Origin of the sequence: uncultured Methanobrevibacter sp. (assembly GCF_947169325.1) — an archaeon.
Classification (GTDB): domain Archaea; phylum Methanobacteriota; class Methanobacteria; order Methanobacteriales; family Methanobacteriaceae; genus Methanocatella.
Genome location: NZ_CAMVPN010000001.1, coordinates 115,484 through 131,107 on the forward strand (window position 1 = coordinate 115,484; position 15,624 = coordinate 131,107).

The 15,624-nt window shown below is 40.0% G+C and carries 1 protein-coding gene; it reads left to right on the plus strand.

What is annotated here, in order from left to right:
- The first annotated feature begins 408 nt into the window (after positions 1-408).
- Positions 409-15,378: an Ig-like domain repeat protein gene (locus Q0W26_RS00325; RefSeq protein ID WP_298521340.1), complete on the plus strand. Its 14,970-nt coding sequence runs from the start codon at positions 409-411 to the stop codon at positions 15,376-15,378.
- The last annotated feature ends 246 nt before the right edge of the window (positions 15,379-15,624 follow it).

The following is a 15,624-nucleotide window of genomic DNA, read 5'->3' on the forward strand; positions in this document are numbered from 1 at the left end:
AGTTAAAAACAGCCCTTAAAATGGGGCAATATCTATTGTATATTTTCTCATGTAACTATCTGATTTGTACATAATATTATATTAATATTGAGCCTGATTTAATTATCTAATTCAATTGTTGATATTATTCATTATGAGTATATTTTTTTATAATAATGTTCATTTAAATTTTTTTAATGTTCAATTATTTTTGCATATTGATTGAATTTGATATAAAATATTTAATATATAAATTTATTTTTAATAAATGTTCATGTTTTTTTTTAAAATAATGTATATCGTTCTATAATTTTGCAATATTGTGGTTATAGTAATAATTATATATTATGGTATACTAAAATATATTTCAGTTATAAACATTTTATGATGTTAAAAATGTATTACATAACTATTATGGAGAAATAAAAAATGAATTGGCAAAGAATCTTAATATTTTGTTTAATATTATGCATTGTCTGCTCAGTTTCTACGGTTTCTGCCGTTGATACGAGTGCGGATGATGCAAATGATACTTTGACGACCTCAAAGGGGGAAGTTGTCGGAGTAGGTAATGAGTTGTCATTAGGTTCAAGTCCAAATGTGGAAGTTTTAGCAACAGGAGGGGGATCATTTAAAGATTTGAATGACCTTATAAATGACCCAAATCTTGCAAGCAATCCTACAATTGACTTGCCTCAGAATTACACATACGATAACTCTAAAGACGGCGATTATAAAAAGGGAATATTCTTTACAAAAGCAATGACCATAGACGGTCACGGCTATGCCATTGACGGAAACAATCTGGCAAGGATATTCGGTATTGGGACACGTTTCGCTAACAATCAGATAACACACCCTGGTACTGATGGTCCGGTCACTTTAAAGAATATCATATTCGTAAATGCATTCAGTAATGAAGGTAACCAGAATGAAGGTTTTGGTGCTATAGAATTTTATGGTGATGCTAATGCGCAGAGCACTCTTTTGCTTGAAAACTGTACTTTTCTAAACAATAGGGCGCCATGTGCTGCTGCATTGTCAATGGGATACAGTTACAATAATCTTGTAAACATTACAAATTGTACATTTGAAGGCAATACTGCTACTGTGATTGGTGGTGGAGCCATAAGACTTAGGAATAACGTAAACAATCTGAAAATCACTGACACTCTTTTCAAGAGCAATAAGGCACTGGCATCTGACAGTGGAGCAATCCATCTTGCAAGTGGTGGTGTCGGAACTTTAATCAAAAACTGTACTTTCGAATCTAATAATGCATATACAATGGCTGGAGCTCTTTCATGTTCCGTTGAAGGGTTGAAAATTGACAATTGTTCTTTCATATCAAATTCAGCTACTCAAACCAACACAGGTCGTGCAGGAGCAGTTTACATATCCGGTCGTAATGCTTTGATAAACAATTCCAGATTTATAGACAATTATGCTACATTTAGCTCAAACGCTTACGGTGGTGGGGCTATTGAAATTGGATCTGCTGCTTTAAATACTACAATAAATTACTGTAATTTTACAGGGAATCATGCTGAAAAGAGCCATGGAGGAGCTATATCTTCTCAAAATGGTAGGGATATTACCATTAACAACACCCGTTTTGAAGAAAATTATGCGGCCAGTGGTGGAGCTTTGTTTTTCGAAAATCCAACCAATCTTATGATGTTCAACAACACGTTCAAAAAGAATTATGTTGTTGGTCAATTCGGTGGAGCTATTCACTTCAACAGTAAATCAGAAAATGTGCATCTCTTGAATTCATCTTTCATCTCTAATACTGCTACTAAAAGCAATGCGGGTCGTGGTGGTGCGATTCGTTTTGACGGCAGTGAAAACGGTTTCAAGTACTTCTACATCTATAATGTTGATTTCATAGACAATCACGCCAGGGATGAAGGTGGAGCATTTTCACACAACCAGAAAGGATTATACTTCTATTTTGAAAACTGTACTTTCATTAACTGTACTACAGAAAAGAGGACTAATGCATGGGGTGGTGGAATGTATTTCAACGCTTATGACAGCAGTTTGAAAAACATTACATTTATCAACTGTTCATCCCAATCAGGTGGTTCAATGTCCATCAAATGGTCTGTAGGATGTAAATTTGAAAATATCACCATTATCAATTCATCTGCATCCGCCTACGGTGGTGCGGTCATGATATGGGATAAGGATTCTGTTTTTGCAAATGCAACTATAATTAATACTACATGTGACAGTTATGGTGGTGCCATTGCTGTTTCAGCTAACTACGGAAGCTCTCCTGCCAGGGTGACTTTAACTGATATAAATATCACCAATTCCAAAGCGCAATATGGTGGAGCAATCTATCTGAATGGAGATTATTCCAACTTAAATAATATAAACATTACAAAGTCCTCCGCTATCAACGGTGGTGGAATAATCGTGCACAGCAGTGAGAACACTTTCACAAAAATACGATTCAACGACAGCATTGCCACTTCCAACGGTGGGGCGATGTACATCAACAGTGATCATCAGACTATCAGAAACGCCACTTTTGAAGGATGTAACGCTACCAATTGCGGTGGTGCAGTTTACATAGGCAATTACATTTACATATATGTCCACGATTCAATATTCAACAATTCATATGCATATAACGGTGGTGCTTTCTATTATGCAGGTAGTTTAGGTACTGTGGTTTCAATTCATAATTCCACTTTCACAAACAACAATGCATCCCACAACGGTGGTGCAGTATACTATGTTGTAGTTGATGATACAGGCAGTGACAATAAGGTAATCTATAGGGATTATAATAACTTTGATGGTGAAGGTGACAACAGTACAGGCAGAACCACTCTTACCATGAGAAGCAGTGCTGGTTCTACATATGCAAAACGTATAGATGACTGTTATTTCAAAAACAACAATGATTATAAATTTACAATGGCCGCCAGCAGCGCTACCGATACTGTGCTTGGTATTGTAACCATATCCAGTCCGCAGGATCCAAATTCACGCTCCTTTAGAGTTGTTGTAAATATCACTCAGGGAAATCGGCTAGTCACTCAATTGATTTTAAGCACTCCTTTGGATTATCAGAATTACTTCAGGCCTGCCGAAAAACGTTTCATTATAAGTACCAGGGAAAACCTGACAAAAGATACAGAATATAATGTGAGCGTAGGTTTTGAAGATAACACCTACCTGTACAAGGAAGCCAAATCCAGCTTTAAGACCGCTAATGTTTTCGCGTACGGTGATTTTAAAATCCTTCAGCGTTTAATAAACGAGGCAATTGCAGGCAATGGAATAGTCACATTGGAAAGGGATTATATTTTCACTGCAGCTGAAGACTGGGGAACTATGGTAAATTTCCCTGATGACTGGTGCATGAACATTACCAGTTCAATTACAATCAACGGTCAGGGAAACAGTATTGATGCGCTTGGATATTCCAGAATATTCAACATTACCGGCGCAAATGTCGTAATAAACAATGTCAAGCTTGTCAACGGTAATACAAGCGGAATATACAATGATGCTATTTTACACCAAGGTAAAACCAAAGCATATGGTGACGGTATTCAAAAAGGTGGAGCAATATTCTGGGCAGGTGAAAATGGTGTCTTAAACAACACTGATGTTCTTGATAACTTTGCTGAATACGGTGCAGGCATATTCTACAATTCAACAGCTTCAAACTGTAAAATCGCTAATTCATCATTCTCCAATAACAGGGCTACCAAAAGCGGTGGAGCTATTGAATGTAATGCCACTAAAATGAACCTTACAAACACAATATTCGAATCCAATTATGCTCAAAACGGATCTGCATTATGCAGGGAATCCGGCGCCACAGGTGGTTTCGGTTACAACAACACTTTCATCAGAAACCAGGCTGAGATTGCAGGTGCGGCTCTTGCATGGATGAAAGCCGAAAACATCTACATCAACAATTACACATTCATCGACAACACTGCAGGATTCAGTGGGGGTGCAATCTATGTTGGTGAAGACAGTACAAACTGTACTGTGGCTTACAGCCGTTTCAGCGGAAATAATGTCACATCTTCAAGTAATGGACACGGTGGTGCTATTGAATGGTATGCTGATACTGGTAACGTCATAAATTCCACATTTGTAAACAACAATGCGCCTACCGGCGGTGCAATCTATGTGGGCGGTGCATCAGGCCACATCAACATCACCCAATCAGGATTCCTGAGAAATCATGCGATTCTCTCAGGTGGGGCAATTGACCTTGTAGCATCTTCAGTTACCGTAAACAACAGTTACTTCAGGGAAAACACAGCTTCAAACGGTGGAGCAATATTCGTTGGTGGAACAGGTGAAAACAACTTCATCAACGCTTCATATTTCACAGACAACAACGCAACCAACGGTCGTGGTGGAGCTATCAACTGGAACGCTTCCGCTGGCCAGATTTATGACACAAACTTCACACGAAACCATGCTGACTATGGTGGTGCGGTATATATTGGAGGAAGTTCAGACAACAGTAAAATCGTCAATGTGAGATTCACCAAAAACAACGCCACATATAATGGTGGTGCTATAGACTGGAACGCTACCGGAGGTAAGCTTTACAACACTACCTTCATTTCAAACTATGCAGGCGAATACGGTGCAGCATTATGTAGGGAATCAGGAGCTACCGGTGGAGGAGGTAAAAACAACACCTTCATTTCAAACCATGCTGGAATTGCCGGTGCTGCCTTAGGATGGATAAATGTAAACAAAATATCAATTGATAACTACACATTCATTGACAACACTGCTGATAGGAGCGGTGGAGCAATCTATATCGGTGCAGGCAGTGACAACTGTAACATAATCAACTGTACCTTCCGCGGTAATAACGTCACCAATTTAACAGGAGGACACGGGGGTGCTGTTGATATAGTTGCAGACAATGCTACAATCAAGAACTCCAATTTCACAAACAACAATGCATTCTATGGTGGAGCTGTCTTTGTCGGAAGCGCATCAGGTAACACAAACATCACAAACGTAACATTCACAAGAAACAATGCAAATGTGGATGGTGGAGCCATAAACCTGCAGGCATCAGGTGTAAGGTTAAATGACACCAGATTCCACTCAAACAATGCTTTAAGAAACGGTGGTGCCCTATATGTTGGCGGTGAAGGTACAACCAATGTGATTTATAATTCCACATTTGAGGATAACAGGGCAGAAAATAACGGTGGAGCAGTCTATTGGCGTGCACATGCGGGCCATATCGCATATTCAAACTTCACAAACTGGAACACTGCAATAAATGGTGGTGCAATATATCTTAATGGAGTTTCAAGCAACACCAACATCACTCATGTAATCTTCAGAAATAACTATGCATACAAAAACGGTGGTGCAATCGACTGTAATTCCACCAGAATGAATCTCTCATATACATTATTCGAATCCAATTGGGCTGATGAGTATGGTGCTGCTTTATGCAGGGAAAAAGGAGCTACAAGCGGTTTCGGTGAATACAACAACTTCACTTCAAATTACGCAGGCATTGCAGGTGCCGCTTTGGCATGGCTTGATGTGGAAAACATCAACATCAACCACTACCGCTTCACAGACAACATTGCAAATCAAAACGGTGGTGCCATTTATGCCAGTGTGGGCAGTAACAACTTCACAGTAAATAACTGTGTTTTCACAGGAAACAACGTGACAAATGACACTGCAGGCCACGGTGGTGCAATCGACATAGATTCAGATAATAACACAATCAAAAACTCCAATTTCACAAACAACAATGCATTTGATGGAGGTGCCCTGCATATTGGAAGTGCTTCAGGTCACACCAACATCACAAATGTAATATTTACCAAAAACGGAGCTCTAAATGATGGTGGAGCTATCAATCTGGATGCATCTGGTGTAAGATTAAACGACACCAAATTCTACAACAACACTGCTGTTAAGAATGGTGGCGCTCTTTATGTCGGTGGTGTGGGCACTACAAATACCATTAACAACACTCTCTTTGACAACAACAAAGCGGGAAGCCGTGGGGGAGCTATTGACTGGCTGGCCAAAAAAGGTGAAATAACCTATTCCAACTTTACCAGAAACTCCGCTGAATCAGGTGGTGCAATATTTTTAAACGGCCAATCAAGTGAAAGCGTACTGTCCCATCTGATATTTGAAAACAACGCAGCAACTAAAAACGGTGGAGCAATTGACTGTAACGCAACTCTTGTAAATCTTACACATACCAAATTCGCCTCAAATACTGCTGAGTTTGGAGGGGCTTTATGCAGAGAATCAGGGGCTAAAGGAGGATTTGGTGTAAACAACACATTCGATAAAAACCACGCTACCAAATCAGGTGCGGCTCTTGCATGGTTAGGTGTTGAAAACATCAAAATCAACAACTATACATTTACAAACAACACTGCAGATTACAGCGGTGGTGCAATCTTTGTGGGTCCTGGAAGTGACAACTGTCAAGTGCATAACTGTACATTTGATGAAAACTACATCTCCAATGCTATCAGCGGTCGTGGAGGAGCTATTGACTGGATTGGAAACAACGGTACAGTCAAGAACACTACCTTCAACAAATGTATCTCCATAAATGCAGGTGCAATATATGTTGATGAGAAATCAGACAACTTCACAGTTAAAAATTCGACTTTTACAGAATGTAATTCCCTCACCAACGGTGGAGCTCTTGTATTGAACGGTGATAATGTCACAGTCTACAATTCTACTTTCATTTCCTGTTCAGGTAATGATTATGGTGGTGCAATAGCAGGTTTCACCTCCAACAACGGCAATATCACTGACTGTTACTTCAAATATAATACAGTTGGAATCCGTATCAGTCCGCAAGGAGTCTATTATGGTGAAGGTGGAGCAATATATTGGGAAAACTCCAAAAACCTGACAGTTAAAGATTCAAGATTCAAATCCAATGCCGCACACCTCTCAGGAGGTTCAATATCTGCCAATAACTGTAGCGATTCAGTGGTATGCAACATCACAACTCAGGATGAAACAGCATTCAGAAACGGAGGATCTGTGGCATGGCTTAACTCCAACAATGTAACAATCAAGAACAGCACATTCAACGATTCCGGTGCCAACTATAATGGAGGATCACTCTATATGGCTGGCGTCAACGCTACAATCAAGGATACTCTTGTAAATTACACATGGGCATCCTGGGGCCGTGGTGGAGGACTCTATGTTGATGGAAACGTCACATTAAACAACGTGACATTCAACGACACTCACGGTGATGAGGACAATGCAACTGCAATATATTTCAAATCAGGAATATCAAATATATTAAATTCCAAATTTGCCAATTCATTTAACTCAATCGGAATTGCTCCAAAAGCTAATGTAACAATTAAGGGAACCAACCTTACAGCGGACGACCCGAACAAAACACTTAAGTATCTTGAGGATAATTCCACTGTTGGGGTCGAAAAGACAAAATACGCCATATGGAACGACGGTGAGCTCTATCTTGAGAAGAACAACTTCGATTATGTGATTTTCAACAACGGAACAATAACATCCAAAACATATCTGGATGTATTATATAATCAGACCTGGAACGTAACATGGAATGAGACATTCACATTCAGGGCAAACATTACAGATGACAACAACAACTCAATCATTTCAGTAAAATCCCTGAAAACCTGGAACAATCACGACATGGGCGGAACATTCAACATGTCCTACAACCAAAGGAAGCTCAACACATACTTCCAGGACGTATTCATAATTTACGGAAGCGATGCGGGACTGGCCAACTGTGTCAACAGGTCAGGTACGATAAGAGTCAAAATGCCAGTGTATCTAAGTTTGACAGCTGATGCCACAAATCCTGACCATGTGGTAATCACAGCAACATTGACTCCGCAATATAAGAGCAACCATACAATAACAGACAAGTTCGTCTATTTCAAATTAGGTAGTTTAACCTTCTCAGGTCCAATATCTTCTCAATATCCTAAAAACTGGACAATAAGCAGATCCCAATGGGAATTGGCAAATCTTGCTGCAGGAACTCATATGGTAACTGCAGAGTTCAAGGAAGATGACTACCACCTGGGAGTTGAAAACTGGACAACATTCGATGTCCACTTCCGTGAATCATGGATAAGGGTTGCAATTGCAAACATCAACTATGGTGAAACCGCCACAGCATTGATTACCACAAACTCAAATGCAACAGTGAACTTCACTTTCCATGGAAGAAACATAGTCATTCCGGTTACAATGACCAAAAACCCAACTACCGGATACTATGAAGGAAGAGTAGATACAACAGTTGCAGAATACATAACAACTGGATTGCATGACGTTGACGTGGTTCTCGCTGAAAACGAATATTATGCATTCAACACCAACAGGACATCCTTCGAGGTTCGCAAGCTCAACACAACAGTTGGCGCAACAAGAATTGCAGTGATTCAGGTTGGTGACAAACAGGTAATCACAGTTACTGTGCATGACACATATGCTCCTAAAAACCCTACAGGTTTTGTCAACATCGCTATAGGTGGTGAAACACACTACAAGAAATTGGACGCTAACGGTCAGGCAACACTGAATATCTATGATCTTGCCAAAGGCGAGTACAATAATTATGAAGTTGAATATGAAGGTGACGGCATATTTAATGGAAATTCCACAAAGGTATCATTCAGGGTCGATGGTGACGATGACTATAACATAACAGTTAAAGTCAATGATGTAAAACTCGGTGAAAATGCCACTATTTACATCGTCTTACCTATATCAGTCACTAACAATTTGACTGTTTTTGTCAATAATACAAAATATGAAAATGTGACTGTAAAAGATGGTCTGGCTATTGTCAATGTCAACACTACTGTATTGAACAATCCTGGAAGATATGTTGTCAATGTAACCTATCCTGGAGATTCAGTTTACGCTTTAAAACAAAATAACGGCAATAAATTCAATGTCACTGCAACTGATGACTGGACACTCAACCTCAATGTTGTCTCACGCCCATACGGTGAAAACACAGTATTTACAGTAACACTTCCTGGCAATGTTGCAACCAAAATGGTGAACCTGACAGTCGACGGTGAATACCATCCGGTCAGCATAAACAATGCCGGTGTGGGCACACTGACACTGAACAACCTCTCCGGAGGATTGCATAGTGTAGTTGCAAACTACACTGGTGATGCTAGGTACGTTACAAAAACAAATTCAACCAAATTCCTGGTTGAACGGGCAGCATCCACAGTGACACTGACACAAAACGCAAACGGTGATGTGATTGCTACCGTGCTTCCGACCAACGTTACCGGAACAGTGACATTCTTTGTCAATGAAAGAAACTACACAGTCAATCTGGTTAGAAACGTGGCAACATTGAATAGGAACAACCTGACAATCGGAAACAATTCAATTGCAGTGGTTTACAATGGGGACATCAACTTCACTTCATCCAAAAACTCCACTAAATTCCCGATTGCCAAAAATCCAGCTCTTGTAAATGTGACTGCAACAAACGAGACTTACGGCAAGGATTCAACAATAACTGTAAAAGTTCCTACAGCCCAAAAAGGCTATGTGACAATAACAGTCAATGACACTCTTATAAACACAACAGTTAAAATTGAAAATGGTGAAGCCAAATTTGATGTTGGAGACTTAGGAGTCGGCAGATACATCGTCAATGTAACTTACCTTGGTGATGATTCACACACAACCGAGAAGAACTTCACTTACTTCAACATTACAAAAGCAACATTAACACCGGTCATTATTGCTCAAAACGTTACAGTCGAAGAGAATGCAAGCTTTGTAATATCCGTAAACGATGATTTCAAAGGTAAGGTCAAAATCAGCGTAATTGGAGGAACAACCCATTATGATGATGGCTTGCAATCCCTGATTTACATCAACAAATTGCCAAAAGGCACATACACTGCCAATGTGACATTCTACGGTGATAACAACTACACAGATAAATCAGTATTGGTTGACTTCAACGTATCTGCAGTAGAGCCTACAATCAACGTAACAATCGCTGATGCAACATATCCTCATGATACAAACGCAATCGTTAAGGTATCCGGCTATGCAAACGGTACTGTTGAAATCAAAGTTGGAGAAAACACATACACAAGGCAAATACACAACGGTGAAGTTACAATTCCTATAACTGGTCTTGATGCAGGTCTTAAAGAGGCATCTGTAAAATTCACAAGCGCTGATGACTATAATACCAATGTAAATACAACATATAAATTCTTCATTAATCAAACAGATTCCCATATAGACATCAACGTAACTCCTGAATCCGGTTTACAATCAGGTGATGATGTAATACTCAACATTACCGTATCCTGTACAGGAGACGTAATAGTATATGTGGACGGCAAGGAAAATAAGGATGTTCTTTCAAATAACAGAATTGTTCTTAACAAAAACGACTTAAGCGTTGGAGACCACACTGTTGTTGTCTACTATCCAGGGGACACCAACTACAGAAGCTCATCCGCTTCCCATACATTCACCGTCGGAAAACATGATTCCAAAGTAAACGTAACTGTTGATTCTACAGTTCCATACAATGAAGTTGTTGAAATTACTGTAGAAACTCCTAAAGCCCAAACAGGCTATGTGACAATCACAGTAAACAGCAGAAACTACACTGCAAAACTTAAAGACGGTGTGGCAAAGTTCAACGTCACAGGCCTGAAAGTCGACAAATACACTGTAAACGTAACCTATGAAGGAAATGAAAACTACACTGTCAAGGACAATTCAACAAAATTCGAAGTAACTCAAATCAGCTTAAAAGCAACAGTAATTGGAGTCAATGTGACCGATGCAATGAATTCAACATTCGTAATCTCCGTTCCGGATGATTATGAAGGCCAGCTCACAATCACAGTCGATGGTGAAACATACACAGGCAATGCAGATTCAATAATTCAAATGACTAAACTCACAGTCGGTGAAAAGACAGCTCATGTGGTATTTGCAGACGACAACAACTACAAAGGCACAGCATTTGACGTGACATTCAACATAACAAAATCCGAAAATGCTCTTCCTGTAACAACTGTAGTCAACAGCACAACAGTAGTCGTTACAGTGCCTGAAAACGTAACCGGAAACGTTACTGTGGTTCTTCCAAACGGAACCAACAAGACTGTTGTCATTAAAAACGGCAGTGCAATAGTAACCCTTGAAAACATGACTCCTGGTGAAAACAACATTACTGTAATATATACTGACGGAAACAATACAATAACAACAAATGCAACCGTAACAATTCCAAAATACGATTCAGACATGAAAGTAATCGTCAGTGAAGCCAAAGCAGGAGGCAATGCAACTGTAACAGTTGAAGTTCCTGTAAATGCAACAGGTACAATAACAGTTACAATCGACGGTAAAACCTACACAACAGACAACATTATCTCCGGTAAGGCAACAATTACAATTGAAAACCTAACTGCTGGAAACAAAACATTGATAGTTGAATACTCAGGTAATGCAAACTACACTGCAAACTACACCTTGGCCAACTTCACAGTAGCGCCAGGCAAGGTCGAATCTGAAATCATTGTTGTTGATCATGGTAACGGCACTGTTGTTGTGGTTATTGGTGATAATGCAACCGGTAATGTGACTATCAAGGTCGGTGATAAGGAGTTCAATGCTACTGTGGTTAACGGTACTGCTATTGTTAATGTGACCAATGTGACTCCGGGTATTCATGAGGTTGAAGTGATTTATTCAGGTGACGGCAATCATACCAATGCTACCGCTAATGCTAACATTACTGCTCCTAAGTATGACTCAGAAATCAAAGTTGAAATTACTGAGGTTAAAGCTGGTGAACCTACAACAGTAACAGTTTATGTGCCAGTAAACGCAACAGGTACTGTGACAGTGACAATTGACGGTAAAACTTACGCTACTGACAACATTACTGATGGTAAAGCGGTAATCACAACCGATAACCTGACTGCTGGACCAAAAACCGTAATTGTGGAATACTCCGGTGATGGAAACTATTCAGCTAACTACACAGTTGAAAACTTCACTGTTGCAGGAGGCAAGGTTGAATCTGAAATCATTGTTGTTGATCATGGTAATGGCACTGTTGTTGTGGTTATTGGTGATAATGCGACCGGTAATGTGACTATTAAAGTCGGTGATAAGGAGTTCAATGCTACTGTGGTTAACGGTACTGCTGTCGTTAATGTCGATAATGTGACTCCGGGTATTCATGAGGTTGAAGTGATTTATTCAGGTGACGGCAATCATACCAATGCTACCGCTAATGCTAACATTACTGCTCCTAGGTATGATTCACAGATGAACGTTACTGTTGGTGAAGCCAAAGAGGGTGAGCCTATTGTAATTACTGTTGAAGTTCCTGTTGGTGCTACCGGTGAGGTCATTGTTAATGTTGGTGGTGAAAACCATACCGGAACAATCGATCCTGTAACAGGCAAGGCTATTGTAACAGTTGATAATGTTTCAGCGGGCAATCATACAATCGCTGTTGAATATGCGGGTGACGGCAACTACTCAGCCAACTACACAATCTCCAATATGGTTGTTGAGAAAGCCAAAGTCGAATCAGACCTTACTGTTGTTGATCATGGTAACGGCACTGTTGTTGTGGTTATTGGTGATAATGCGACCGGTAATGTGACTATCAAGGTCGGTGATAATGAGTTCAATGCTACTGTGGTTAACGGTACTGCTGTCGTTAATGTCGATAATGTGACTCCGGGTATTCATGAGGTTGAAGTGATTTATTCAGGTGACGGCAATCATACCAATGCTACCGCTAATGCTAACATTACTGCTCCTAGGTATGATTCACAGATGAACGTTACTGTTGGTGAAGCCAAAGAGGGTGAGCCTATTGTAATTACTGTTGAAGTTCCTGTTGGTGCTACCGGTGAGGTCATTGTTAATGTTGGTGGTGAAAACCATACCGGAACAATCGATCAGGTAACAGGAAAAGCAATTGTAACAGTCGATAATGTCTCACCAGGCAATCACACAATCGCTGTTGAATATGCAGGTGACGGCAACTACTCAGCCAACTACACAATCTCAAACATTACAGTTGAAAAGGCAAAGGAAATCTCAGAAATTACCGTGGTTGACCATGGAAACGGCACTGTAGTGATAGTCGTTGGAGATAACGCTACAGGTAATATCACTGTTAAAGTAGGGGATAAGGAATACAATGCCACTGTCATAAACGGAACAGCAGTAATCACATTGGACAATGTCACTCCTGGAGACCATGAAATTGAAATAGTCTATTCAGGTGACGGCAAACATAGCAATGCAACTGCAAACTCAACAATAAACGTTTCAAATGTCAAAACATCAACACAAGTTGAAGTTTCAAACATCAATGTTGGCGAAAAGGCAATCGTTAAAGTGACAGTTGACCCTAAAGCCACAGGAGAAATCACAATTGAAATCGACGGTGTGAAATACACAAAAGAGGTAAGAAACGGCGCCGCAACATTCGAAGTTGAAAACCTCACTGCAGGTGAAAAATCAGTATTTGCTCTATTCAACGGAGGCGAGGACTATCGCGAAAGCTATGCTTCAGCACAGTTCAACGTGTCCAAAGTCAAAACATCATTCAATGTCACAGTCAATGATGTCCATGTCGGTGAAAACGTAACCGTTACAATAACCCTTCCGGATGACGCAACAGGACAAATCCTCATTGACATTGACGGCATCGGATACTATGCAAATGTAACTGACGGTGTGGCAACCGCCTACATCCCATATCTGCCAAGCGGAACATATGACGTGAACATGACCTACAGCGGTGATGAGAAATACGTATTGGGTTCAAACAGGACTTCCGTCAAAGTCCAGAAACTCGAATCATTCGTAATTCCGCAGGCAGTAAACATCAAGGTCGGTGAAAACGAAATCATCAAGCTGTTCGTCCCTAAAGATGCAACCGGAAATGTCACACTAGTGATTGACACAGAAGAGTACACATTCTCCCTTCCTAACGGTGCATTGGGAACCGCATATGTTGAAGGTGAAAAATACACAGTTGCAGTAAGCGGAGGAAACGGTGAAATAACAATTTCAGGTCTTCCTAAAGGAGAATACTTCGTAAGCGTCAAATACAATGGAAATCACAAGTACCTGCCGTCAACAAACTCCACAATATTTACTGTATCAAAAATTGATACAAAAATGGATGTGATTGATGAGGGCAACGGAACAGTCAAAGTGATCCTGCCTGATGATGCAACCGGAAACGTTACTGTCAGTGTGGACAACAGAACCTACACTGCAGCTGTTGAAAACGGAACAGCAACAATCACATTGAATGAGACTACTCCGGGAGTCCATGACGTTGAGGTGAAATACTCCGGTGACAATGATTATTCAAGCAAGACATCTAACGCAACAGTTGACATTCCAAAATATGAAACTCCGATTTCAGTTTCAGCCGATGACATCTATGTAGATGATGTTGCTGTCGTTACAGTAACAGTTCCGGATGACGCAACCGGTGATGTTACAATTGAAATCAACGGTGTTGAATATTCCTCAAAAATCAGTGATGGAAAAGCAATCTTCAATGTTGAAGGCCTTGCATTTGGAAACAAGACAGTTGCAGTGACATATCATGGCGACAAAAACTATCTTGAAAACTTCACCACCGGACAGTTTGAAGTGATGAAAAGACCTTCTACGGTCAGTGCAGTTTCCAAAAACATCAAAGCAGGTAAAAATGAGGTAATCGTCGCATCTCTTCCAAGTGATGCAACAGGTCAGGTACTGGTAAGAATCAACGGCATCGGCTATTACGGAACTGTTGAAAACGGTAAGGCCAATGTGATTGTTCCAAACCTCAAGTCTGGAAGCTACACAGCAGAAGTAACCTATGAAGGTGATGAAAAGTACCTGTCAAGCAACACTACAACATCATTCAAGGTAAGTCCGTCTTCAACTCCAATTTCCGCTTTCGGCGATGAGATTGATGTGGGTGAAGATGCTGTTGTTGTAATTGACCTTCCAAGCGATGCAACAGGAACAGTGACAATCAGGATTGACGGAAAAACACTAACAACTGACGTGAGTGACGGCAGAGCAGTATTTGTGATTCCAGGTTTAAGTGAAGGAATCTATATTGTAAATGTCTACTACTCAGGTGATGTCAATTATCCTGCAAACGAAACAGTGACCCATGTCATTGTAAATGATAATCATGACAGAAACGATACAAACATTTCAGCACATGCTGGAGTGGAACTGTCAGGTTATCCAACAGGAAATCCGATATTGATTGCATTATTGGCAATGCTGTCAATCGGATCTGTGCGCTTTAGAAGATTTAGAAAATAAATCTTCTTTTTTCTTTTCTTTTTTTTTAAAACTTCTTATTTTCACTTATATTTTCAAACATCTTCAAACTTTTTTATGAAATTTCTCACATAGACATGGCACTATTTCGATAAACTCATATGGGGTGAGCAGTACAAATAGGTCAGGTTTGTCATGATATTTTCTTGAGGGTAATGTGAAAACCCTATTTTGAGGCCAGGTTTATAATTCATTTAATGGGCTGTTTGTGAATTTTCTTGTTTTAGT

Bases quoted from the DNA above. Each gene is read 5' to 3' on its own strand.
- Q0W26_RS00325 (WP_298521340.1), top strand. From the start codon at position 409: ATGAATTGGCAAAGAATCTTAATATTTTGTTTAATATTATGCATTGTC.